Origin of the sequence: Photorhabdus khanii NC19 (assembly GCF_000517265.1) — a bacterium.
Lineage (GTDB): Bacteria > Pseudomonadota > Gammaproteobacteria > Enterobacterales > Enterobacteriaceae > Photorhabdus > Photorhabdus khanii.
Genome location: NZ_AYSJ01000009.1, coordinates 34,581 through 58,504 on the forward strand (window position 1 = coordinate 34,581; position 23,924 = coordinate 58,504).

Here is a 23,924-nt window from a genome sequence, read left to right on the forward strand (position 1 = left end):
CCAAACCAAATCCAGCTCTAATCGTGGGAGGTTATGATGAGTGACCGCCTGTTGCCAACAGGTTCCACTGTTCTGGAAATAGCTGCCGCTAAGGCGTGTTCGCAATTACAAAACATTCCGGTGCCACTTCGCCAACTTTGGAACCCCGATACCTGTCCTGAGGAGTTATTACCTTATCTGGCGTGGGCGTGGTCTGTTGACCGCTGGGATGAAAACTGGCCGGTAAATACTAAGCGGGAAGTTATAAAAAACTCGCTGTTTCTGCACAAACATAAGGGGACCATTGGAGCCATTCGCCGTGTGGTGGAACCATTAGGCTATCTCATAAAAATACAGGAATGGTGGCAGAACAACGAAACACCAGGCACGTTTCGGTTGGGAATAGCGGTACAGGAAAATGGGATTACCGAAGAAACTTTTTTAGAGCTAGAGCGGCTGATTTCTGATGCCAAGCCTGTGAGTCGCCATCTGATAGGTCTATCAGTCAATCTGGATGTTAAAGGCGAATTTTATTGTGCTGCGGCAAGTTATAGCGGAGATGATCTCACTGTTTATCAATATTTACCTGAAATCATCTCTACTGGCAGCGATGCATCTTTAGGGGCTGCAATTCATTTGATTGATACAGATACATTGAGGGTTTCACCATGAAATACTTTGCAATTTTAACCAAGATGGGAGCGGCAAAGTTAGCAAACGCTGCTGCCTTGGGAACAAAAGTCGATATTACCCATATGGCTGTTGGTGATGGAGGAGGTCAATTACCATCCCCTGACGTTAATCAGACACAACTGATTAATGAAAAACGCCGTGCCGCGATTAATACATTAAGTGTCGATCCGGTAAACACGAACCAAATTATTGCTGAACAAATTATCCCAGAAGGTGAGGGTGGTTGGTGGATGCGTGAAATTGGTTTGTTTGACAGTGAAGGTAATATGATTGCGGTAGCAAACTGCCCAGAAACCTACAAACCACAATTACAAGAAGGTTCGGGCAGAACACAAACTGTCAGGATGATATTGATTGTCAGCAACACTGATTCAGTAACACTGAAAATCGATCCCTCTATAGTTTTAGCAACTCGTGAATATGTAGATAGTTCTATTCAAAAACATGAAAAAAGCCGTAATCACCCAGATGCCACGTTGACAGAAAAAGGTTTTACAAAACTCAACAGTGCCACCAATAGTAATGATGAAACCACAGCAGCAACGCCGAAAGCAGTGAAAGCAGCTTATGATTTAGCAGCTAAAATAAATACTAATGCTTTAGCAAAAAATCAGAACGGTGCAGATATCCCAGATAAGAATGCTTTTGTGAAAAACCTTGGTTTGTTGGAAAAGTTAATTCCGGTAGGAGTGCCACTTCCCTGGCCGACTGCCACACCGCCAGACGGGTGGGTGCAATGTAACGGTGCAGCCTTTGATAAGTCACTATTTCCGGAATTAGCGAAGATTTATCCTGGCGGTAATTTACCCGATTTACGCGGTGAATTTATCCGGGGTTGGGATAGCGGGCGTGGCGTCGATCCATCGCGTTCATTACTAGTGTGGCAAGAGGGGTCTTATTTGGTACAGGAAGTTGGTCAAGTTGATAATGTTGTTAACTTCTCGCTTAATGATCGTGTGGCATTACAATGGGATGCCCCCGACCCCAAAAATAAAGCTATTTCACTAAGAGCCAGGACTGTAGGTTCAGCAACAACTTGGACTGCCAATACAGGTTATATAGGGGCATCAAGACCACGCAACGTGGCATTTAACTATATTGTAAGGGCAGCATAATGAGCATGCCAGTACACGAAGTGATCCCTGTAGGGATACCTCTTCCCTGGCCGATTGACATCCCCCCAAATGGATGGGTGAAATGTAATGGGGCAATATTTGATAAATCTCTGTATCCGAAATTAGCTGAAGCCTATCCTGACGGCAAACTACCCGATTTAAGAGGTGAGTTTATCCGAGGGTGGGATGATGCGCGCGGCATTGACAGAGGTCGCCAACTACTGAGCATTCAAGTTGATGCGTTCAAAAGACATAATCACAGCATTTATACCACTAACAGTGATAAAACTAGTCTTGAGGATACAGATCCCATGCGTGGCGGTATGACAGGCGGTCCTAACTACCGGGGCAGTTTAGGGGAAAACAAATCTATTGGGATGAATGGTGAAAATGAAACACGCCCGAGAAACGTGGCATTTAATTACATTGTGAGGATTGTCTGATGAATAAGGCTATACTGGATAAAAATAATATTGCCATTGATAGCGGAAATATTATTGTGTTTAATTACAACGCAAGCACGCGAGAATATTTAAGCAGTACTGATGAATATATTTCTGTCGGTGTCGGTCTTCCTGCCAATTCTTGCATAGATGCACCACCTGATACTAAAGAGGGATATATCGCCTGCCGTTCATCTGATTTAACTAACTGGTTAATTGTGCCAGATTACCGCAGACAAATAGCTTACAATACACAAACTGGGAAACAGCAGGAAATTATTGAACCAGGTGAATTACCAGAAATACTGACATTTAAACAACCCGCTACCGATTTTGATAAATGGGATGGTGAAAAATGGGTAACGGATATTAAAGCTCAAAAAGCCAGTCAGATTGAACAAGCAGAGCAACAACGTGCCACTCTTCGCCAACAAGCAGATGAGGCTATGACTTTACTGCAATATGCCGCTGAGACTGAAATGGCCTCTGAATCAGAAAAAGCGTCATTGCTTGCTTGGAAAAAATATGTGGTATTACTGAGCCGGGTTGATGTTTCATTCGCGCCTGACATTAACTGGCCTGAAAAACCCGCAGAGTAATATAATCAGGTGTATTAGTTTAAAACCTAATCTGACAGTTACCGGTTAGTTATACAGGTGTCTGTCAGATTAAATCTGGTCTAGATTCCTCCCCGCCCAGATCCGTTTTCTATCTATTAATATCATGTTTGTCCACAACTCATTTTTCCTTGAGAAGCACGAGAGTTACCTCTTGTGTTTTGTATAAGGATTAAAAATCTGCATCAAAACCGGTAACTCTCAACCTTTCAAGATTTTTCAAAATAACTCAATCCGTGATAATTCCCATAAAAATAACCTCTTATTGATATTAAGTAGGATCACATATGACGAAGATTAGCTATATCCGGGTGTTAATAAATGACCAGAATAGTTATTTACAGGAAAATACTGGTATTGATTTACAGTATTTCATTTCCCACTATCTACAAAAATTTACGGTTAACTTACTAAAAAACAATAAATTAATCGATTTGGTTTGTATCATCCCCCACACATTTCCTATCGAATGATTTAATGGTTTGGATACCTCAACATAGCGGGACACCTTAATAGGAGAACCGCTAATATGGCACAAGAATATCATCACGGCGTCCGTGTAGAGGAAATTAACGAAGGCACACGCACCATCACCACTGTTAGCACCGCTATTGTCGGTATGGTGTGTACTGGTGGTGGTCCTGAAGTAGACAAAACTTTTCCATTAGATACGCCAGTCTTGATTACTGATGTTTCAACTGCCATTGGCAAAGCCGGTACAACCGGTACATTGCCTCAGGCACTTAAAGCTATCGCAGATCAGTCTAAACCTGTCACTGTTGTTGTCCGTGTGGAAGAAGGTGACACGGAAGAGAAAACCACCAGCAATATCATTGGTACCACTACTAATGAAGGAAAGAAAACAGGTATACAGGCACTGTTGGCAGCACAAAGCCAATTAGGTGTGAAACCACGAATTTTGGGTGTTCCTGGTCTGGATACAAAAGCTGTTGCTGTTGAATTGGTAAGTGTTGCACAAAAACTAAGAGCAATGGCTTATGTCAGTGCTTATGGTTGTAAGACTATCCCGGAAGTTCTCGAATATCGCAAAAACTTCGGTCAGCGCGAGCTGATGCTGATTTGGCCTGATTTCTTGAGTTGGGATACTGTTTCCAATAAAGAGGTTACCGCCTACGCTACTGCCCGTGCCTTGGGTCTGCGTGCCAAAATTGATGAAGAAACCGGTTGGCACAAGACATTGTCCAACATCGGCGTCAATGGTGTGACCGGTCTTTCTGCTGACGTATTCTGGGATCTGCAAGACCCAGCGACTGATTCTGGCCTGCTAAACCAAAATGGTATCACTACGCTTATCCGTAAAAACGGTTTCCGTTTCTGGGGTTCCCGCACTTGTGCTGATGATCTATTGTTCCAGTTCGAAAGCTATACCCGTACTGCACAGGTACTGGCTGATACCATGGCTGAAGCACATATGTGGGCGATCGATAAACCACTGACTCCATCGCTGGTACGAGACATTATCGAAGGTATTAACGCCAAATTCCGCGAATTGAAATCTGGGGGTTACATCATTGATGGTAAGTGCTGGTACGACGAAAGAGCCAATGATAAAGATACTCTGAAAGCGGGCAAATTGACTCTCGATTATGACTATACACCTGTACCACCACTGGAAAACATGATGTTACGCCAGCGTATTACAGATCGTTATTTGATGGATTTCGCAAAAAGCATAAACGGCTAAGGGGGCACAGATGGCATTACCACGCAAACTTAAATACCTGAATTTGTTTAATGACGGCAATAGCTATCAGGGAATAGTAGAAGAACTTACTCTGCCTAAACTGAGCCGTAAATTGGAAACCTATCGTGGCGGTGGTATGAACGGTAGCGCGACCGTGGACTTAGGTCTGGATGAAGGCGCATTGGATGTTGAATTTACTCTGGGAGGTATGGAGGCTCGGCATTATCGGCAGTGGGGGCTAACTAAAGCTGATGGTGTAATGTTGCGCTTTGCAGGCTCCTTCCAGCGCGATGATACCAACGATGTGATTGCTGTTGAAGTCGTGATGCGTGGCCGCTTCCATGAATTTGACCACGGCACCTATAAGCAGGGCGATAACACTCAGACCAAAATTAGCGCTAAAAATACCTACTTCAAACTGACATGGGATGGAGAAGTCCTGATCGAAGTGGATACCGTCAATATGGTTGAAGTGGTTAATGGTGAAGATCGCCTGGCAGATCATCGTCGCGCTATGGGTCTTTAATCTAATCGGATAAACAAGGTTGAACCATGACAGAAACACTCATTACTCAAAACGACGAGCAGCGCACAATCGTATTAGAAGAACCGCTTGCACGTGGTAATAGCAACATCACTGAAGTGGTGGTGCGTAAACCTAACAGTGGTGCGCTGCGTGGTGCACGGCTACAGGCTCTGCTGGAGATGGATGTGGACTCAATGATTTTAGTTTTGCCACGTGTGACCACACCCGCTTTAACCAAAAGCGACCTGTTGGCAATGACACCTGGCGATCTGATTAATCTCAGTGTTGAGGTGGTCAATTTTTTGTTACCGAAGTCGGCGAAGTCCGGTTTCCAAACCGACTAACCGTAGATGAATTGGTGGCAGATATTGCCACCGTTTTCCACTGGTCTCCAGCAGTAACAAATGAAATGTCACTGCTGGAATTACTGGACTGGCGACATCGGGCCATCTTAAGAAGTGGTGCAGAAAATGAGTAATACACAGTCACAGCTTAAATTTGTAATACAGTCTGTTAATAAGCTGACCAACGCCTTGAAATCCGTGCAACGGAATAATAAAAAGTTGGCGGATTCTATTCGGCAAAACAGTGATGAACTCAAGCGATTAAATCAGACTGGTGAAGCGATTAAATCTTATTCTGCCCCTGAATATGCGCAGGGAACTGCGCATGACAGTAGCAAAAAGGAAGAAAATCGCGGTAGAAGTCGTTATAGCAAAATTAAAGATCTTCGTGATCGCATTAGCCAGCATGGCGCTAATGCAAAATCGGCAGGCGTTAAGATACTGACAACCAGCAAAAACTTTTTAATGCCGGGTTATGATCTTAAGGCTCAAATGGCCAAAGTTCAGGCACAAACTAATATTGAAAAAAATTCTCCTGAATATGCCATGTTGCTCAATCAAAGTCGTGAGTTGAGCAAAAGTACCGGAATTGATGCCAGCAAAATCGCGCAAGGGCAGAGTCTTCATGCCTCTGCGGGTTATTCCTCTGATCAGATAAAGAATATGATGCCCGGTACGGTATCAATGTCACAGGCTAGTGGTGCAGATTTCGCCACTACCATTGATATTGGCACTAATGTGCTGGAAGGGTTCAAATTACAATCCGAAGAGATGAGCCGTGTGAGTGATGTTTTAACGGCAACGTTTACTGGTTCAAAAACGACGTTGGCGGCATTGGGTGACACCATGAAATTTGTTGCGCCGACCGCTTCTTCTTTGGGGATTGATATTGAAACTGTTGCTGCTGCTACCAGAAAGCTGAGTGATGCCAATATCAAAGGAAGTGAGGCTGGAGAGGTTCTGAGCAGTGTGCTGGGACGGTTGGCTGAACCGCCTAAAGCCGCTGCCGCTGCATTGGCACAACTAAGTATCAAGACCCGTGATGCTAAAGGTAATTTACGGCAATTACCTGACATCCTCGCTGAATTGGATGATAAAACTCGGTCAATGAGCAGAGAACAACGTATTGGTTATTTCACCGCAATTGGTGGTGAAAATGCCGTTCCTGCTTTGAATGTGTTAGTGGATCAAGCTGGGCAAGGGGGATTACAGGCATTTATCACTAAATTAAAGAGTGTCCAAGGCGAATCCCAAAAAGTTGCATCTACAATGACAAACAGCCTCACTGGTGATATCCAAAAACTTAATGCTGCCTGGAGTGATCTGGGGGTTCAGATGTTTTCCGGCGCAGAAGGTCCTTTAAGGGGAGCCACTCAGCAAGTGACAAATGTGGTTAATAAAGTCGGTGAGTGGATGGAGGCTAATCCACGCTTGGCTGCAACACTTGCGACGATCACGATGGTAATCGGAGGGATGCTAACTGTTTTCGGCGCCTTGGCCCAAGCGATCGCTTCAATATTACTTCCGTTAGCAGTGGCGAAATATAGTCTGACTCTCTTTGGCGGTGCTGGCGTGAGAGCCCTCGGATTTGTGGGGAACGCTCTGAAAATGTTGGGTAGCACCATGATGATCGTGGGTCGTCTGATGATGGCTAACCCAATCCTTGCCATTATTGGTTTGATTTCTATGGCTGCTGTTTATATTTGGCAAAACTGGGAAGCCCTGGGGCCGAAATTTTCCCAGCTTTGGGAAAATATTAAAACTAGTCTAAGTGAGAAATGGGAATCAATTAAACTGAGAGTTGTGGAAACTTGGGAGAATATAAAAACTAATATAAGTAATGCCTGGGAAGTTGTTAAACAAAATACATTGAATATCTGGGAAAGTATTAAAATATCGATTTCAGATAAATGGAATGAAATTATTACCGGCATAATGAGTCTGCCCGATAAATTTAAAGAGTTCGGAACCGCGATAGTTAACAGTTTGCTAGATGGGATTAATGAAAAATGGGAGGCGCTGAAAAAGAAATTGACCTCATTGTCTGATTATATCCCTGAGTGGATGCGGCCGTGGGATGATGCTTCAAAAGGCGTCAGTAATAACATTAGTTCTGATGTCAGTTCGGTATTGCCCAAACATAGTAAGGGGAGAATTATTCCAGCTGGAAAATTCGGTATTGTTGGCGAATATGGACCGGAGATTGTTTCAGGCCCTGTTAATATCATTAGTCGACGCCAGACAGCTAAATTTGCCGCTGCTGCTGCATTTTCTTTAAGTGTGATGGCACCTTCTACTGCGGCCAGAACTGCACCGTTGCATATTCAGAGTTTGCCGATTCATGCTTATCCACAGGTTCAGGAAAAGGTAGATAAAAAACAGATACAGTATCGTAATGAATCGCCTGTCTATCACATAAATATTTATGGTGCTCCGGGGCAGTCTGCGCAGGATATTGCTGCAGCGGTCAGGCGCGAACTGGATGATCGGGAACGTAAACAGCAAGCTCGTTTACGTAGTTCATACTCTGACAGAGGGGAATTCTAATTATGATGGCTGCACTGGGTTTATTTGTTTTTATGCTGAAAACTACGCCATACCAGAATTTGCAACATCAGCAGTCATGGAGACATGCTTTTAACAGCCGTATCGGAATGCGGCCTGCCTGGCAATTTCTGGGGCCGGATAACGACACTATGACACTTTCCGGCACATTACATCCAGAAATTACCGGTGGTCGCTTATCGTTGATGGTTTTACAAGTTATGGCTGATAGCGGAAAAGCATGGTCTTTTTTAGATGGCAATGGCACGATTTATGGCATGTTTGTGATTGAGAGTATCGACCAGACAAAAACGGAGTTTATGTCGAATGGTGCTGCCCGCAAAATTGATTTTACTTTGACATTGCGGCGAGTTGATAGCTCTCTGGGGGAAATGTTTGGTGATTTGCAGGGACAGTTCTCTATGCTCACAGACAATCTATCCGGTAGAGTTGGTGAGGTGTTACCATGACATCTGAGTTTGATCGGGTTACCGAAAAAGGCAACACCCCGGCATTTCTTCTGGAAATTGATAATAAAGATATCAGCGAGCGCATTCAGTCGCGCTTGATGTCACTGACGATGACAGATAATCGTGGTTTTGAGGCTGATCAGCTTGATATTGAACTGGATGATGCAGATGGAACCTTGATGCTACCTTCCAGAGGGAATGTGATTTCTCTGGCATTGGGGTGGCGCGATCAACCACTAATTAGTAAGGGGCGTTTTACTGTAGATGAAATTGAGCACAGTGGAGCGCCGGATAAACTGACTATCCGTGCCCGCAGTGCTGATTTCCGCGAATCTCTCAATATGAGACGCGAAGAGTCTTATCATGAGAAAACGATTGGCGATATTGTTCGTACTATTGCTGCCAGAAATAAACTTACCGCTGATTTGCATAAGGATATAGAGCAAGTATTTATTAATCATATCGATCAGACAAATGAGTCTGATAGTAGCTTTCTTACCCGGTTGGCAAATCAGGAAGGGGCAATTGCTTCAGTAAAAAATGGCAAATTGATATTTATCCGGCAAGGACAGAACAAAACAGCCAGTGGTCAAATTATTCCTGCATTAGTTATCACTCGTCAGTTAGGAGACAGCCATAATTTTACTCTGTCTGACCGTGATGCTTATACTGGCGTGGTAGCAAATTGGTTGGATACCCGTAAGCCGGAAAAAAAGCACATTTTAACCGTTAAGCGAAAAAATCAGGAAAATACTGACAAATCAAAATCATATTTGGTTGGCAGTAAGGATAATGCACTGGAACTTTCCCGTATTTATGCTGATGAAGCCAGCGCTAAACGCGCTGCTAAAGTTGTCTGGGAAAAAATGCAACGTGGTACAGCGACATTTTCAATTCAACTGGCTCGGGGGCGTGCAGATCTTTACCCCGAAGTACCCATAAAAGTCACTGGTTTTAAGCCAGAAATAGATAATACGGAATGGACACTAACGACTGTCACTCACACTATGAATGGATCTGGTGGAGGTTTTACAACAGCGCTGGCTCTGGAATTAAAAATTGATGATCTCGATATGAAATAATTGTTCTTTAAATGAGATCTGATTGTTATATTGTTCACATAATGAGAGTTTGTTTTTCATTTAAGGTAAAATATATGATCAAGTGTCCTCTTTGTGGTAAAGCTGCTCATGCACGCAGTAGTTTTGAACATTCCAGTCAGACAAAAGAACGTTACAACCAGTGTCAAAACATAAACTGTGGTGCAACTTTCGTCAGCCATGAAACATTTGTCCGTTTTATTTCCAAACCTGGTGAAGTGGTAAGTGTTAAACCACACCCCAAAGAAAAATCTAAGGTTCAGTTAGATTTAGCTTAAAGATTAGAAGATTAGTAAAAAATGCTGTAAACCCCGTCCAGTGCGGATGGGGAACAGTCGCTTGACGATGTTTGCCACCGATAGGTGGCTAGTGAAATGGTCACTTCCACTGTGAGATATGGGGTGAATATAAATTTTATGGTTTTGGATTTGTTATCCCTTTTGTATTAACTGCGCCACTAAATATTTTGCGAATAGTTAATAAATTCACTTGCGCCTCTGGTTATATTTTGTCAGCTTTAGTGTAGTTATAATCTCTGATTGACACTCCCTAAGACAGGACAATAACGATGAAAAATGTGGGCTTTATCGGCTGGCGTGGTATGGTCGGCTCAGTATTAATGCAGCGTATGATTGAGGAACGGGATTTTGATATTATTCATCCTGTATTCTTCACGACATCACAACATGGGCAGATTGCACCTGATTTTACAGGTCAACAAGGTACCTTACAGAATGCTTTCGATATTGAGGCTCTTAGCGCTCTGGATATTATTATTAGTTGCCAAGGTGGGGATTACACCAATGAGGTTTATCCGAAGTTAAGAGCAACGGGTTGGCAGGGATATTGGATTGATGCGTCATCAGCGCTGCGTATGAATGATGATTCCATCATTATTCTTGATCCGGTCAATCATGCTCATATTCAGGAAGGTCTTAATAAAGGTATAAAAACTTTTGTTGGTGGTAATTGTACCGTTAGCTTAATGCTGATGTCTTTGGGCGGTTTATTTGCTAATGATTTGGTTGAATGGGCTTCTGTTGCGACTTATCAGGCAGCTTCTGGTGCCGGTGCCCGTCATATGCGCGAATTACTGCTTCAAATGGGCTCTTTGCACATTCAGGTAGCAAAAGAGCTGCAAGATCCGGCATCTGCTATCCTGGATATTGAAAGAAAGGTAACAGATTTCACCCGTAGCGGTTCTTTACCAACAGACCAATTTGGCGTACCACTGGCAGGTAGTTTGATCCCATGGATTGATAAACAGCTTGATAACGGTCAGAGCCGTGAAGAGTGGAAAGGGCAGGCAGAAACCAACAAGATCCTCAATACCGGTAATAGGATTATTACCGTTGATGGCTTGTGTGTACGTATCGGAGCTTTACGTTGCCACAGCCAGGCATTTACTCTGAAATTGAAAAAAGATATTCCGATTCCTGAAATTGAGCAATTACTGGCTGCGCACAATGACTGGGTAAGAGTGATCCCAAATGATCGTGAGCTGAGTATGCGGGAATTAACTCCGGCAGCGGTAACAGGCACGTTGAATACTCCTGTGGGGCGTTTACGTAAGCTGAATATGGGCCCAGAATATTTATCTGCTTTTACAGTAGGTGACCAATTATTGTGGGGAGCAGCAGAGCCTCTGCGTCGTATGTTACGTATTCTGGCTTAATCATTTTAATCTATTTATTTATGTAAAAATCCACTCGTTATTCGGGTGGATTTCTCTATATGGCATTTGATGGTTCTGTTGATTGTTTCTTTATTGGTTTATTTTTGTTATATTCCATAAATTATATTTATGATTTGTATCTACCTAGTAAATCATTTTTATGGAGATGACGGGGATGGAACAAGATAAGCTACTGAGTTTAAAAGTAAGAGAATTAAGAGAGCTGGCAAGAACGTTATCTTTTCGCTATATCAGTCATAGTAAAATTGAAATGGATTTTAATTCAGATGTAAATATTTTTATAGAGGATATATTGGGACGGGTTCGTGTTCATTGTTTATCTTCAAGTGGTGCAATTGAATTAATCCAATTTGAAATAGATCACCTGAAAGAGCAAGCTTTCTATTTAACAGCAAATAGAGTAAAGCAATATGTAATAATTGAAAAGGAAAGAGAAAAATCAAGTTTTTTTACTCTTATGTTAAAGCAAGTTGGATTTGTTGCTGGTGGTACTCAACTTCTTACTGGGTATACAGTTTGTAAAGCTTCCCTAGGGTTAGCATGTGCTTCGTTTGGTGTTCCAGTAATGTCTCATGGATACAATAATATTGTTGAAAATGGATATTATCTATTGTACAGAGAAAATATTAATGGTGGTGTCAGAGAAGGATACAGGTATATTGCTAACAAAATTGGCCTAAGTGATAAAGATGCAGATATTGCTTATGCAACTGTTGATTTGGCTCTTTCAGGTTATGGAATTTTTAGAAGAGTCTTGAAGCCAAGGGAAAAATCTTGGAGTTTATTTAGAAATATCAATAGTGATTTTACCAGAGGGTGGAAAGAAATGGATGTAATTAGCTTATCAACAGAAGTTGCTGCCGATTCTTATACTGCTTGGGGTATTTATAAAATACAAAAGGAAAAAGAATAATGGATTATACTGATATTATTATTTCAACTAAATCATCATGGTTAGATATATTGTGTTACTATTTTTTTTCTATTATTATGTTATTTATTTTGTTTATTATAAAAAGAATTGTAGAAGAAAGTAGTAATAATTTTTTTATTGTTTTTGATGTTATTTTTGTTCTTATATTATCTAGCATTCAGCTAATTTTAACAGGATATGAATACGATATACCTTATTTTATTAACTTTAAAAGTGAAAGTATAAAGTTTGGTGGTGTTATATTTTCAATATTATATGCTTTTTTGATACCAAGGAAATACTCTAAATAACTTTTGTTTTATAAATAGCTATTTTAGCCTATATGTAAAGAAAAGGTCTTTTTAATATTAAGCACAGAAATGGTGGCTGATGATGTTACTCTTTGTATTATAATATAATGATAGAAGAGGTAGATTCACATAATAAGTGCAACATCGTTAATCTGGAAGTAAACATGTTCGTATTCCCTTAAATAATTCATTCGGTGTTTTCCCACCCCGTGTTTTCCGGGGGCGATTATTTAATCGGTTTACCACAAAATTTATTTCCTGATCAGAGATTTCATTAAAATCGGTTCCCTTTGGAAAGTATTGTCTGATTAACCCATTGATATTCTCATTGATCCCTCTTTCCCAAGGCGAATAAGGGTGAGCAAAGTAAATTTGGGTTTCTAATTTTTCACTGATGATTTCATGATCTGCGAACTCCAGACCGTTATCGAACGTGATGGTCTTAACCTTTTGTTTTAACGGAAATAATACTTTCACTGCCGCTTTCGCGACTTCTGAAGCTCGCTTGCTATCAAGTTTAACGATAATTGTATACAGCGTCTTGCGGTCAACCAATGTTAATAAGACACTTTTTTTTTCCTTTCCNTATCATCGTATCTCCTTCCCTGTCGCCAATACGTTCTTTTTTATCAACAATTTCCGGGCGTTCATCAATACTGACCCGATTTTTAATTTTGCCTCTTCTGTCATAGCTACCATAACGTTTACGATAGGGTTTTCTGCCAATTCGCAGATGTTGCCATAAATCACCCCCCTCTATTTTATCTTTATAAATCAGTCTATAAATTGTCTCATGATGCAAAGATATCCCTTTATGTTGCTTTAAATAATCAGCCACCTGTTCAGGACTTAAGTCTTTCCAAATTAACCGTTTTATCCATTTTTTTACTTCCGGCGTTATTTTCACGGCTTTCTTAGCAAAATGACGACGAGCCAATACCTTCAAATGAGCCTGTTCAGGGCAGTATGTCTGGACTTCTTGATTTCTCTTCAATTCTCTGCTGATGGTCGACGGGCTTCGCTTAAGTGACTCAGCAATGAAACGCTGTGAAAAACCCGCTTTTTTTAAACTGGAAATCTGATATCTTTCTGTCTCGGTCAGTTGTGTATAGGCCATAGTGCATTTTCCTGTGGCGGGAAAGGTGCCTACTATAGCAACTGACCGCCTTTCTGAAAAATTGCACTTATTAGTCGAATCCGCCAGATATAAATAATATGAATCATGGGTTGTTAGAGGCTGTAATGATCCTGTAATTTCTATTTTAATTAGAATTATTTTTTCAATAAAATTGAAGTAGTTATACTAACTTACTAATGGTAATAATAATGAATTATATCAATGAATTATATCGATGTTACAATTTCCACTAAGCCCACTGGGTGGGATATTTCTCTTTATTATATTATGTCTTTAGTTGTTTTTATCTCATTTTATTTTATAAAAAAGATTGTGGATAAAAAGCGTAATTATATTTGGTTATATACAACTATTTGTTGTTGGCCTTAATGAGCACCATGATTTTATATCGAAATTCATTAATTTAAATAGTGAAGAGATTAAAATAGGAAGTATGATATTCTCTATTTTATATGCTTTGGTTCTACCGAGAAAAGTTCGTTAATGAAACAAGGCGTGAAGTTAAAACGCCTTGTTTTGCTCTTTTAATAAATCCTGTCATCCCAAATACTATAACCACCAGTACCTGCGATAAGGTGATTCCAGGTAATGTTTGTATATTTTAACGAAATACTTTCCTGTGGTGGAAGCTCATTATGATTCAATGAGTGTGGATGTAACACACTTATTTCAGTGATTGTGGCACCAGTGATTTTTATATTGTAATAACGTTCTTGAGCACCATTTGAGTTAGTTCGGTAAAAATCAATAGAGCATTCAAGAGACTCATTATCAGAAATAGCAACACCAAGTAATGGTGATGATTTGTCGATAGGTTTTTGAATAACAATGGGTTGATGTTCGACGTTTTGAGCTCATGTTATCGCGTGGCTTAAGCTATAAACTAATATTTGATCAAAGTGGTTTGCTTGATATTTATTACCAATAGAATCAACAGAAGAACATCCCGCTGATATTAATCCTTGTTTCTTTCCCTTTATCGTCATGTAAATCATGTCAGCCATATTATATCCTTAGATTATATTTAAGTGATGTTTTACAGAAACATTAGATAAATTACACTTTATTGGTTATAAATAACAGATAAAAAAGCGCTCATAGAGAATAAATATGAGCGCTTTGGAGATTGTTAAGAATAGCAATTAGATATCAATATTGGCCGCTTTCAGGGCGTTCTCTTCAATAAATGCACGGCGAGGTTCAACAGCATCACCCATCAAGGTTGTGAACAGTTGATCAGTTGCAATAGCATCTTTTACTGTCACACGCATCATACGGCGGGTTTCTGGGTTCATGGTTGTTTCCCATAACTGCTCAGGGTTCATTTCTCCCAGGCCTTTGTAACGCTGTATGGACAGGCCACGACGTGATTCTTTGGTTAGCCAGTTCAGAGCCTGCTCAAAATCAGAGACAGGTTGGCGGCGTTCACCACGCTCAATATAAGCGTCTTCTTCGATCAAATTGGTAAGTTTGTCGCTCAATTGGGTAATACGGTGATATTCACCACCGTGGACAAAATCGAAGTCTAGTAGATAGTCAGTATCAACACCATGTGTACGAACACACAGAACGGGTTCATACATTTGGCGCTCACGGTTTTCATGGAGGCGATGGCTGTAGCTGCTGCTGTGTTGTTCACGGTCATTCAGACGAGTAACCAGCGTTTTAATCCATTCTTCAACTTTGGTTTTATCAAACAGCTCTTCTTCAGTTAGCTTTGGATGATAAATCAGATTGTTCAACAGACTTAGTGGATACAGGCGCTCCATACGTTTAATGATTTTCTGCACGCTATTGAATTCTGTCACCAGTTTTTCCAGTGGTTCCCCTTTCAGGGCGGGTGCGTGTTTGTTGGTGTAAAGTGATGCGCCATCCAATGCAATGGACAGTTGGTACTCATCCATTGCTTCATCATCTTTAATGTATTGTTCTTGTTTGCCTTTTTTCACTTTATACAGTGGTGGTTGCGCAATAAATACATGACCACGTTCAATGATTTCTGGCATTTGACGATAGAAGAAAGTCAGCAACAGAGTACGGATATGAGAACCATCGACGTCCGCATCTGTCATGATGATAATACTGTGATAACGCAGCTTGTCCGGGTTGTATTCGTCACGGCCAATACCGCAGCCCAGCGCAGTGATCAGGGTTGCGACTTCCTGAGAAGAGAGCATTTTGTCGAAACGCGCTTTTTCAACGTTCAGGATTTTACCTTTCAATGGCAAAATTGCCTGATTTTTACGATTACGCCCCTGTTTTGCGGAACCTCCCGCAGAGTCCCCTTCCACTAAGTAGAGTTCGGACAGTGCCGGATCACGCTCCTGACAATCTGCTAGTTTGCCGGGCAGACCAGCTAGATCAAGAGCCCCTTTGCGGCGTGTCATTTCGCGTGCTTTACGGGCTGCTTCACGGGCGCGGGCTGCGTCGATAATTTTACCGACGACGGTTTTAGCGTCATTCGGGTTTTCCAGCAGGTATTCCACCAGCTTCTCGTTCATCAGTGTTTCAACCGCCGTTTTCACCTCGGAAGAAACCAGTTTGTCTTTGGTCTGAGAAGAGAATTTTGGATCAGGTACTTTAACGGAAATAACTGCGACCAAGCCTTCACGGGCATCATCACCGGTGGCGCTGACTTTAGATTTCTTGTTGTACCCTTCTTTGTCCATATAGCTATTGAGAGTACGGGTCATCGCAGTACGGAAACCAACTAAGTGAGTACCACCATCACGTTGCGGGATGTTGTTGGTAAAGCAGTAAATATTTTCCTGGAAACCATCGTTCCATTGCAATGCGACTTCAACACCGATGCTATCTTTTTCTGTAGAGAAATAGAAAACATTGGGATGGATTGGTGTTTTGTTTTTATTTAAGAATTCAACAAACGCCTTAATACCACCTTTATAATGGAAATGGTCTTCAATATTGGTGCGTTTATCAAGCAGGCGGATAGATACACCTGAGTTCAGAAAGGACAGCTCACGCAGACGTTTAGCCAGAATGTCGTGCTGGAATTCAGTGTTGTTACTGAAAGTATCCATGCTCGGCCAAAAGCGGACACGGGTACCGGTCTGTTCGGTTTCACCAACGACTTTTAGTGGGCTTTGTGGCACACCAAGGTGATAAGTCTGTTCATGAACTTTGCCGTCACGGCGGATAACCAGTTCCAGCTTTTCAGACAAGGCGTTAACAACAGAAACCCCTACGCCGTGCAAACCGCCGGAAACTTTATAAGAGTTATCGTCGAATTTACCCCCCGCATGCAGCACAGTCATAATAACTTCAGCTGCTGAAACACCTTCTTCTTCGTGTATACCGGTAGGAATACCGCGACCATCATCCTGTACAGAGACAGAGTTATCGGCATGGATAGTGACGATAACTTCACTACAGTGGCCTGCGAGGGCTTCGTCGATAGCGTTGTCGACAACCTCGAAGACCATGTGGTGTAAGCCGGTACCATCGTCTGTATCACCGATATACATGCCCGGACGTTTACGAACCGCATCCAGCCCTTTTAATACCTTGATACTTGAGGAGTCATATGTATTCGACATCAACGTTTCTCGCTCATTTTTAATCCTGTGGTTGAACCTCTATTTTGCCATTTTCCACGCGAAACATCCTGCTATTTCCATCAAGCATATCTGTGACCTGACCAGGACTTATTGCACTGACAAAGACCTGAGCTTGCGTGGATTTTAGACGTTCGGCCAATAACTGACGGCGGCCGGCATCCAGTTCGGAGGCAAAATCATCAAGCAGATACAGACATTGTTGTCCGCTCTGTCGGGTGAAATATTCACCCTGTGCTAGCCGCAGTGCACACATCAGCAATTTTAATTGACCGCGGGATAGCATATCTTCTACTGGCGTTCCTTCTGCACGGATGCGCAGATCTGCCTTATGCGGGCCGGAAGCCGTGTAGGTTAATGCTCTGTCACGCTCAAACTGGCGTTCCAGCAATTCAGCGTAATCACTCTCTTTGTCCCATCCCTGTTGGAAAGAGAAACTCAATATAAATTCGGGTAAGAACTGTTTACAGGTATCAGCAATATCTTGAGTGATGTTTGTAACGTATTCAGCTCGCCACTGGTTTATCTGGTTGGCCAGGGGTGCCAATTCTTGATCCCAGGGCCGTATCTGGCTGTAGCGGGTAACTTGTCGCAGTGCTGCATTGCGTTGTTTAAGCAGCCGTTTCAAGTTTACCCATGCAGAAAAAAAACGTGGCTCATTGTGGAAACAACCCCAATCAATAAAGGCCCGGCGATACTTTGGCCCGCCATTTAACAGGGTGAATCCTTCCGGGGTAATAAGCTGTATAGGCAACATCTTGGCTAGTTCTGAAATTTTACCGCCATCATTGCCATCAATTCTGACTCTGCTATCGCCATGACGGTTTTTGCTCAAACCGATAGACAGTTCCCGCTCATTCTTCCGTTGTCCTAGTCGTCCATGTAAAACAAATTCATCACAGTCATGACGGATGACTCGCCCAGCCTGAATGCTGCGAAAAGAGCGCCCGTGACCCAGAGTATAAATCGCTTCCAGTATACTGGTTTTGCCGCTGCCATTAGAGCCAACCAGAAAATTAAATCCGGTAGCCAGAGGCAAATCTGCGGCGGCGATATTACGAAAATCGCGGATAAGTAAACGCGTAAGAGTCATATACCTGAAATGTAAATCCTGTTACAGGCGCATTGGCATCACGACATAAGCCGCATTGTGGCTGGCACAGTCTTCTATCTGAACACTGGAAATAGCGTCGGTCAGCAGTAAACGAACCTCTTCACATCTTAATGTGTTGAGTACGTCCAAAACATAACTGACATTAAAGCCTATTTCCATTTCAGTACCTTGATAGCTGACATCGACAATCTCTTCGGCTTCTTCCTGTTCGGGGTTATTTGCTGTGATTTTTAGCTGGTTCTCACTAAAATAGAGGCGAACTCCGCGGAATTTCTCATTAGAGAGAATTGCCGCGCGTGAAAAAGCCTGTTTCAACATATCGCAACTGGCTTCCAGGGTTTTATCTGGGTTCTTCGGTAATACGCGGCGATAATCAGGGAAGCGCCCATCTACCAGTTTAGAGGTGAAAATAAAGTCGCCAACGTGGGCACGAATATTGTTACTGCCGATTTGTAACTGTAACGGCGTATCGCCACCATCCAGCAATCTCATCAGTTCGATAACGCCTTTACGTGGCACGATCACCGAATGGGAAGGCAGATTTTGACCAATTCCCATAGAGCAGACTGCCAGACGGTGACCATCCGTTGCCACTGTCCGCAATTCTTCGCTTTCGGTTTCAAACAACATACCGTTGAGGTAATAGCGGACATCCTGATGAGCCATTGAGAATTGCGTCGATTCAATAAGACGTTTTAGTGTGGCTTGTGGCAGCGAAAATTCCACTTCACTTTGCCAGTCATCAAGATTTGGAAAATCAGCAGCGGGCAATGTAGAAAGCGAAAAACGGCTACGGCCGGAGCGTACCAGCAGGCGGTCTCCATCCAGTTCCACACTGATTTCAGCTCCATCCGGCAAACCGCGCCAGATATCAAAGAATTTACGTGCTGGTACAGTGGTTGCACCTTCTTCATGTGGCAATGAAAGCGCGACACGCGCCATCATTTCCATTTCTAAATCTGTGCCGGTCAGCAATAGAGAACCTTCCGTGACCTGTAGTAATAAATTACCCAGAATCGGTAGAGTAGGGCGCCCACCCAGTGGGTTACTGACTTGTTGCAGTGGTTTTAACAATTGCTCACGTTCGATGATAAATTTCATAGCGCTAGGAAGACAATGTTCTGATTAAGTTAGAAAAATCCTCTTTGATGTCATGACTTTCTTCGCGCAGTTGCTCGATTTTACGACAAGCGTGCAGCACGGTTGTATGGTCACGTCCACCAAAGGCATCCCCGATTTCAGGCAAGCTGTGATTGGTTAACTCTTTTGCCAGCGCCATTGCCATTTGCCTTGGTCGGGCAACGGAACGGGAGCGCCGTTTGGAAAGTAAATCGGCCACCTTGATTTTATAATACTCAGCGACTGTTTTCTGAATATTATCAATGGTAACCAGTTTTTCTTGCAGTGCTAACAAGTCACGTAATGCTTCACGTACAAAATCAATAGTAATCGCCCGGCCGGTAAAATTGGCATTCGCTATTACCCTGTTCAATGCGCCTTCAAGCTCGCGGACATTAGAACGCAGGCGTTTGGCTATAAAGAAAGCGACTTCTCCCGGCAGCTGGATTTCGTTTTCGTCCGCTTTTTTCATCAAAATAGCGACACGAGTCTCCAGTTCCGGTGGTTCAATAGCAACGGTTAGCCCCCAGCCAAAACGGGATTTTAACCGATCTTCTACCCCATTGATCTCTTTTGGATAGCGATCTGATGTCAGAATAATCTGTTGATTACCTTCCAGTAATGCGTTGAACGTATGAAAGAACTCTTCCTGAGAACGCTCTTTATTGGCAAAAAACTGAATATCATCGATCAGTAATGCATCGACAGAGCGGTAATAGCGTTTGAACTCTTCTATTGCATTGTTTTGTAATGCTTTGACCATATCCTGAACAAAACGTTCAGAATGCATATAAACCACCTTGGCGTTTGCCTTACGTGCCATAATACTGTTACCTACGGCATGTAATAAGTGGGTTTTACCCAAACCTGTACCGCCATAAAGGAATAGTGGATTGTAGGCACCACCCGGGTTATCGGCTACCTGTCTTGCGGCAGCGCGGGCAAGCTGGTTGGATTTACCTTCAACAAAGTTATCAAAAGTATGTTTGGGATTAACATTAGAGCGATAAGACAGCTCTGGTTGTACCGCAGTGTTATCCCAACTGGGACGTACTGATGCGTTCTGTGGTGCAGGTGTAACCGGTGTATGAGCAACAACCCTCTGTGGTGGGCTGTCGTTTTGGGAAACAGGTTTATTGCCAACTTCGAAACGTAATAACGGTACTTCTGCCCCACAAAAGTCATTCAACAACCCATTGATATTGTTGATATACTTTTCTCTTACCCAATCCAGAACAAACCGATTTGGGGCATAAAGTGCCAGAGTGTTACCACTTAGCTCTGCCTGAAGGGGGCGTATCCACATACTGAATTCTGTGGCAGGTAATTCATCCTGCAATCGGGCAAGACATTGCTGCCAAAGCGAAAGTGACACGGCGGACTCCCCTAAAACAAGGCCAATTAATAATTAAAGAAATCGGAGTGGTTAGCTCATTAATATTGGGTACAAGACAACAATTCCTTCAGGGCTAAGGAAGGATCAATTGCCATGCTTATGGCGATTTTTAATGTCATCGCTCACCCATGATCCACAGATAAGATCCGGATCATGGCCTGCGATCATAGCGCAAAAGACGATATAGATCTTCATTCTTTTACACAGTTTAAGCGCTTTTTATCCACAGGTTAAAATTGCCTGTGAAATAAAAGGCTGTAAAAGGTGCTTTAATGTGGTTATGGCATATATCAAACAAAGATCGAGGATAAGCCGATATTTAAGACAAAACCGGGCCTATGATCATAATAGAAAACGAAGATCAACGGGTGATCATTGCGCTTTGCTCAGCAGTCCGTATAATATTGCACCCTGCGTGCAATGCCAGAGTTTTTTGCCGGTAGTCGCCGGTGAGAGGTTTCGGGTAAGCACGGGCAGGTTGTTGGTAAACATTCAACTCAGTAGAAAAGCCGGCCGGCTTGTGTCATGTCAATTGACTCATAGCTGTACATTTTATTACAATCCCGCTTCTTTATATTGATGTTGCGATTGAGGCATCGGTGTCTACTTCTCACTGGTTGCCAACGCGTTTACTGAATCAGTAATAATTTTAAGTTAGGTAGAAATCGCTATGAAACGCACTTTCCAACCGTCCGTACTGAAGCGTAACCGTTCTCACGGCTTCCGCACTCGTATGGCCACCAAAAATGGTCGTCAGGTTCTGGCTCGCCGTCGTGCAAAAGGCCGTGCTCGTCTGACCGTTTCTAAGTAATAAAGCTAACCATCTAGTGGTTACGCTCGCTTTTCCGAGGGAGTTACGCTTGTTAACTCCCAAGCATTTCACGTATGTTTTCCAGCAACCCCAACGGGCAAGTTCGCCAGAGATTACTATCCTTGGTCGCCTTAATGAGCTGGGGCATCCCCGCATCGGTCTTACTATAGCCAAAAAAAATGTTAAACGTGCTCATGAGCGTAACCGGATTAAGCGGTTGGCCCGTGAAAGTTTTCGTTTGAACCAACATAATTTGCCTCCTATGGATTTTGTGGTATTGGTTAAGAAAGGGGTTGCTGAGCTTGATAACCGTGCGTTAACGGAAGCTTTGGGTAAATTATGGCGTCGTCACTGTCGCTTGGCTCGCGCTTCCTGATTGCATTAATCCGGGGATACCAGTTAGTGATAAGTCCACTGCTGGGGCCTCGTTGTCGTTTCAATCCTACGTGCTCTCACTATGGAATTGAGGCGCTACGCAGGTTTGGGATGATAAAAGGCGGTTGGTTAACGGTGAAACGCATATTAAAATGCCACCCTTTACACGAAGGTGGTGATGATCCTGTCCCACCTGAAAAAAACAACGATAACAGAGAACACTAACGATGGATTCGCAACGTAATCTTCTTCTCATCGCTTTGCTGTTCGTTTCTTTCTTGGTCTGGCAAGCATGGGAAGCAGATAAAAATCCGCAACCAACTACAGTACAGGCCACGCAACAAACGGATATGCCTAGCAGTGAGAATCAGGCAGTGCCAGGCAGTGGAAAAGGTAAACTGATCACGGTTAAAACTGATGTGCTCTCTTTGACCATCAATACTCGTGGCGGTGATATTGAAGAGGCTGACCTGTTAGCCCATCCTGATACCCTGGGTTCAAGCAACCCATTCAAATTACTGGAAACAACATCTGCTTTCACTTATCAGGCGCAAAGTGGGTTGACTGGTAAAGATGGCCCGGATAACCCGACAAATAGTGAGCGCCCGCTGTATACCGCAGCACAGGATAGCTATGTATTGGCTGATGGGCAGGATGAATTACGAATCCCAATGAATTTCGTCGCTAAAGATGGTGTTGCTTATGTCAAAACGTTTGTTTTGAAACGTGGTGCATACGCGATTAGTGTGGATTACCGCATTCATAACACGACAGAAAACCCGTTGCAGATGACCTTTTTTGGTCAACTGAAACAGAGTGTTGAATTGCCGAAACATCGTGATACCGGCAGCAATAACTTTGCATTGCATACTTACCGTGGTGCGGCTTACTCTTCAGACGAAACTAAATATAAAAAATACAGCTTTAGCGATATTGAAAGTGAACCGTTATCCGTCGCTACCAAAGGTGGTTGGATTGCCATGTTGCAGCAATATTTTGCTACGGCTTGGGTTCCCGCTGCGAATGAAACCAGCACCTTCTATACTGCCGCGTTAGGTAAAGAGATGGCTGCGATTGGTTATAAAAGTGCGCCAATCTCTGTTGCGGCTAACAGTGAAAAAACGATCTCTTCTACGCTGTGGATTGGCCCGGAAATTCAAGATGAAATGGCCGCAGTAGCTCCTCATCTGGATCTGTCCGTGGACTATGGCTGGTTGTGGTTTATTTCTCAGCCGTTATTTAAGCTGTTGAAATTCCTGCATGGTTTCATCGGTAACTGGGGCTTCTCCATTATCGTTATTACCTTTATCGTGCGTGGTATCATGTACCCGCTGACCAAAGCGCAATACACTTCAATGGCGAAAATGCGCCTGTTGCAGCCTAAATTAGCGGCTATGCGTGAGCGTATTGGTGATGATAAACAGCGCATGAGCCAGGAAATGATGGCGTTGTATAAAGCAGAGAAAGTGAACCCATTGGGGGGTTGTTTGCCTCTGCTGATCCAGATGCCAATCTTCCTTGCTCTGTATTACATGCTGATGGGCTCTGTTGAATTGCGTCATGCGCCATTTGCTGGCTGGATCAATGATTTGTCTGCACAAGATCCTTATTACATCCTGCCATTGCTGATGGGTGTGACGATGTTCGTCATTCAGAAAATGTCTCCGACGACCATCACTGATCCGATGCAGCAGAAGATTATGACTTACATGCCTGTCATGTTTACCATATTCTTCCTGTGGTTCCCGTCAGGTCTGGTTCTGTACTACATCGTCAGCAACCTGGTGACCATTATTCAGCAGCAGTTGATTTATCGTGGGCTGGAAAAACGTGGTCTGCATAGCCGTGAGAAAAAGCCGGCGAAATAAAATATAGCTTCAGTCAGAACGCGTTCTGGTAGTTATAACAGAAAAGGCGGTCATTGGCCGCCTTAACTATTT

General features: G+C 42.9%; 22 protein-coding genes and 3 pseudogenes. 19 read left to right on the forward strand and 6 right to left on the reverse strand.

All coding sequences use genetic code 11. From position 1 onward, the window contains the following. Positions 1 to 36: 36 nt before the first annotated feature. The 15 genes and pseudogenes from PTE_RS08995 to PTE_RS09065 all read left to right on the forward strand — a co-directional run bounded on the left by PTE_RS08995 (position 37) and on the right by PTE_RS09065 (position 12,456). Complete coding sequence (locus PTE_RS08995; RefSeq protein WP_036845299.1) at positions 37 to 651, forward strand: phage tail protein I; 615 nt, start codon at positions 37 to 39, stop codon at positions 649 to 651. Then, positions 648 to 1,787, forward strand: a complete 1,140-nt coding sequence (locus PTE_RS09000) for a phage tail protein (protein WP_036845301.1) — start codon at positions 648 to 650, stop codon at positions 1,785 to 1,787. Before PTE_RS08995 ends, PTE_RS09000 begins: the two co-directional genes overlap by 4 nt. A gap of 23 nt (positions 1,788 to 1,810) precedes the next feature. After that, positions 1,811 to 2,021 (forward strand): annotated as a pseudogene (locus PTE_RS27235) (phage tail protein); the annotation flags it as partial. Between the two features lie 208 nt (positions 2,022 to 2,229). Continuing rightward, the gene (locus PTE_RS09010; protein WP_036845303.1) at positions 2,230 to 2,829 is read left to right on the forward strand and encodes a tail fiber assembly protein; all 600 of its coding nucleotides are present in this window, start codon (positions 2,230 to 2,232) and stop codon (positions 2,827 to 2,829) included. A 547-nt stretch (positions 2,830 to 3,376) separates the two neighbouring features. Then, positions 3,377 to 4,552 carry a phage tail sheath protein gene (locus PTE_RS09020; protein ID WP_036845307.1) on the forward strand — a complete coding sequence of 392 codons (1,176 nt, stop codon included), beginning with the start codon at positions 3,377 to 3,379 and terminating at the stop codon, positions 4,550 to 4,552. 10 nt (positions 4,553 to 4,562) lie between these two features. Next, entirely contained in the window at positions 4,563 to 5,078 is a 516-nt protein-coding gene (locus tag PTE_RS09025) for a phage major tail tube protein (RefSeq protein ID WP_036845309.1), read from the forward strand. 26 nt (positions 5,079 to 5,104) lie between these two features. Beyond that, positions 5,105 to 5,422 carry a phage tail assembly protein gene (locus PTE_RS09030; protein ID WP_036845311.1) on the forward strand — a complete coding sequence of 106 codons (318 nt, stop codon included), beginning with the start codon at positions 5,105 to 5,107 and terminating at the stop codon, positions 5,420 to 5,422. A 14-nt stretch (positions 5,423 to 5,436) separates the two neighbouring features. Then, the gene (locus PTE_RS23610) at positions 5,437 to 5,556 is read left to right on the forward strand and encodes a GpE family phage tail protein (RefSeq protein WP_021325003.1); all 120 of its coding nucleotides are present in this window, start codon (positions 5,437 to 5,439) and stop codon (positions 5,554 to 5,556) included. Further along, a complete protein-coding gene (locus tag PTE_RS09035; protein ID WP_241826184.1) occupies positions 5,549 to 7,969 on the forward strand; it encodes a phage tail tape measure protein in 2,421 nt (806 codons plus the stop codon). The genes PTE_RS23610 and PTE_RS09035 overlap by 8 nt, the downstream gene beginning before the upstream one ends. 2 nt (positions 7,970 to 7,971) lie before the next feature. Next, complete coding sequence (locus PTE_RS09040) at positions 7,972 to 8,436, forward strand: phage tail protein (protein ID WP_036845316.1); 465 nt, start codon at positions 7,972 to 7,974, stop codon at positions 8,434 to 8,436. Further along, entirely contained in the window at positions 8,433 to 9,518 is a 1,086-nt protein-coding gene (locus PTE_RS09045) for a phage late control D family protein (RefSeq protein WP_036845319.1), read from the forward strand. Before PTE_RS09040 ends, PTE_RS09045 begins: the two co-directional genes overlap by 4 nt. Before the next feature lie 74 nt (positions 9,519 to 9,592). Continuing rightward, entirely contained in the window at positions 9,593 to 9,814 is a 222-nt protein-coding gene (locus PTE_RS09050) for an ogr/Delta-like zinc finger family protein (protein ID WP_036845321.1), read from the forward strand. Between the two features lie 290 nt (positions 9,815 to 10,104). Further along, a complete protein-coding gene (gene asd / locus PTE_RS09055; protein WP_036845324.1) occupies positions 10,105 to 11,211 on the forward strand; it encodes an aspartate-semialdehyde dehydrogenase in 1,107 nt (368 codons plus the stop codon). 175 nt (positions 11,212 to 11,386) lie between these two features. Then, positions 11,387 to 12,145: a DUF4225 domain-containing protein gene (locus PTE_RS09060; RefSeq protein ID WP_036845327.1), complete on the forward strand. Its 759-nt coding sequence runs from the start codon at positions 11,387 to 11,389 to the stop codon at positions 12,143 to 12,145. Then, entirely contained in the window at positions 12,145 to 12,456 is a 312-nt protein-coding gene (locus PTE_RS09065; RefSeq protein ID WP_036845329.1) for a hypothetical protein, read from the forward strand. Before PTE_RS09060 ends, PTE_RS09065 begins: the two co-directional genes overlap by 1 nt. A gap of 147 nt (positions 12,457 to 12,603) precedes the next feature. Here PTE_RS09065 and PTE_RS23615 read toward each other — a convergent pair. From PTE_RS23615 to dnaA, 6 genes and pseudogenes are all read right to left on the reverse strand, one after another. Further along, positions 12,604 to 13,573: pseudogene (locus tag PTE_RS23615) on the reverse strand (IS30 family transposase). A 545-nt stretch (positions 13,574 to 14,118) separates the two neighbouring features. Next, a pseudogene (locus PTE_RS09080) lies at positions 14,119 to 14,598 on the reverse strand (Hcp family type VI secretion system effector). A gap of 138 nt (positions 14,599 to 14,736) precedes the next feature. Continuing rightward, positions 14,737 to 17,151 (reverse strand): DNA topoisomerase (ATP-hydrolyzing) subunit B, encoded by a 2,415-nt coding sequence (gyrB, locus tag PTE_RS09085; RefSeq protein ID WP_036845337.1) that lies wholly within the window; start codon positions 17,149 to 17,151, stop codon positions 14,737 to 14,739. Positions 17,152 to 17,170: 19 nt separating this feature from the next. Further along, positions 17,171 to 18,262 (reverse strand): DNA replication/repair protein RecF, encoded by a 1,092-nt coding sequence (gene recF, locus PTE_RS09090; protein ID WP_036845338.1) that lies wholly within the window; start codon positions 18,260 to 18,262, stop codon positions 17,171 to 17,173. Between the two features lie 21 nt (positions 18,263 to 18,283). Next, positions 18,284 to 19,384, reverse strand: coding sequence for a DNA polymerase III subunit beta (gene dnaN, locus PTE_RS09095; RefSeq protein ID WP_036845341.1), 1,101 nt, complete (start codon positions 19,382 to 19,384; stop codon positions 18,284 to 18,286). Between the two features lie 4 nt (positions 19,385 to 19,388). After that, on the reverse strand, positions 19,389 to 20,777 hold the full coding sequence (gene dnaA, locus PTE_RS09100) for a chromosomal replication initiator protein DnaA (protein ID WP_036845344.1): 1,389 nt from the start codon (positions 20,775 to 20,777) through the stop codon (positions 19,389 to 19,391). A gap of 691 nt (positions 20,778 to 21,468) precedes the next feature. Here dnaA and rpmH point away from each other — a divergent pair. From rpmH to yidC, 4 genes are read left to right on the forward strand one after another with little or no spacing between them, the layout of a single operon-like run. Continuing rightward, entirely contained in the window at positions 21,469 to 21,609 is a 141-nt protein-coding gene (gene rpmH / locus PTE_RS09105) for a 50S ribosomal protein L34 (protein ID WP_036845347.1), read from the forward strand. 16 nt (positions 21,610 to 21,625) lie between these two features. After that, positions 21,626 to 21,985, forward strand: a complete 360-nt coding sequence (gene rnpA, locus PTE_RS09110) for a ribonuclease P protein component (protein WP_071992963.1) — start codon at positions 21,626 to 21,628, stop codon at positions 21,983 to 21,985. Further along, on the forward strand, positions 21,949 to 22,209 hold the full coding sequence (gene yidD, locus PTE_RS09115) for a membrane protein insertion efficiency factor YidD (RefSeq protein WP_036845351.1): 261 nt from the start codon (positions 21,949 to 21,951) through the stop codon (positions 22,207 to 22,209). Before rnpA ends, yidD begins: the two co-directional genes overlap by 37 nt. A gap of 2 nt (positions 22,210 to 22,211) precedes the next feature. After that, positions 22,212 to 23,852, forward strand: coding sequence for a membrane protein insertase YidC (gene yidC, locus PTE_RS09120; RefSeq protein WP_036845353.1), 1,641 nt, complete (start codon positions 22,212 to 22,214; stop codon positions 23,850 to 23,852). The last annotated feature ends 72 nt before the right edge of the window (positions 23,853 to 23,924 follow it).

Excerpts from the sequence above, each read along its gene's own strand:
- PTE_RS08995 (WP_036845299.1), top strand. The coding sequence starts at position 37 with ATGAGTGACCGCCTGTTGCCAACAGGTTCCACTGTTCTGGAAATAGCT.
- PTE_RS09000 (WP_036845301.1), top strand. The coding sequence starts at position 648 with ATGAAATACTTTGCAATTTTAACCAAGATGGGAGCGGCAAAGTTAGCA.
- PTE_RS09010 (WP_036845303.1), top strand. The coding sequence starts at position 2,230 with ATGAATAAGGCTATACTGGATAAAAATAATATTGCCATTGATAGCGGA.
- PTE_RS09020 (WP_036845307.1), top strand. The coding sequence starts at position 3,377 with ATGGCACAAGAATATCATCACGGCGTCCGTGTAGAGGAAATTAACGAA.
- PTE_RS09025 (WP_036845309.1), top strand. The coding sequence starts at position 4,563 with ATGGCATTACCACGCAAACTTAAATACCTGAATTTGTTTAATGACGGC.
- PTE_RS09030 (WP_036845311.1), top strand. The coding sequence starts at position 5,105 with ATGACAGAAACACTCATTACTCAAAACGACGAGCAGCGCACAATCGTA.
- PTE_RS09035 (WP_241826184.1), top strand. The coding sequence starts at position 5,549 with ATGAGTAATACACAGTCACAGCTTAAATTTGTAATACAGTCTGTTAAT.
- PTE_RS09040 (WP_036845316.1), top strand. The coding sequence starts at position 7,972 with ATGATGGCTGCACTGGGTTTATTTGTTTTTATGCTGAAAACTACGCCA.
- PTE_RS09045 (WP_036845319.1), top strand. The coding sequence starts at position 8,433 with ATGACATCTGAGTTTGATCGGGTTACCGAAAAAGGCAACACCCCGGCA.
- PTE_RS09050 (WP_036845321.1), top strand. The coding sequence starts at position 9,593 with ATGATCAAGTGTCCTCTTTGTGGTAAAGCTGCTCATGCACGCAGTAGT.
- asd (WP_036845324.1), top strand. The coding sequence starts at position 10,105 with ATGAAAAATGTGGGCTTTATCGGCTGGCGTGGTATGGTCGGCTCAGTA.
- PTE_RS09060 (WP_036845327.1), top strand. The coding sequence starts at position 11,387 with ATGGAACAAGATAAGCTACTGAGTTTAAAAGTAAGAGAATTAAGAGAG.
- PTE_RS09065 (WP_036845329.1), top strand. The coding sequence starts at position 12,145 with ATGGATTATACTGATATTATTATTTCAACTAAATCATCATGGTTAGAT.
- gyrB (WP_036845337.1), bottom strand. The coding sequence starts at position 17,151 with ATGTCGAATACATATGACTCCTCAAGTATCAAGGTATTAAAAGGGCTG.
- recF (WP_036845338.1), bottom strand. The coding sequence starts at position 18,262 with ATGACTCTTACGCGTTTACTTATCCGCGATTTTCGTAATATCGCCGCC.
- dnaN (WP_036845341.1), bottom strand. The coding sequence starts at position 19,384 with ATGAAATTTATCATCGAACGTGAGCAATTGTTAAAACCACTGCAACAA.
- rpmH (WP_036845347.1), top strand. The coding sequence starts at position 21,469 with ATGAAACGCACTTTCCAACCGTCCGTACTGAAGCGTAACCGTTCTCAC.
- yidD (WP_036845351.1), top strand. The coding sequence starts at position 21,949 with ATGGCGTCGTCACTGTCGCTTGGCTCGCGCTTCCTGATTGCATTAATC.
- yidC (WP_036845353.1), top strand. The coding sequence starts at position 22,212 with ATGGATTCGCAACGTAATCTTCTTCTCATCGCTTTGCTGTTCGTTTCT.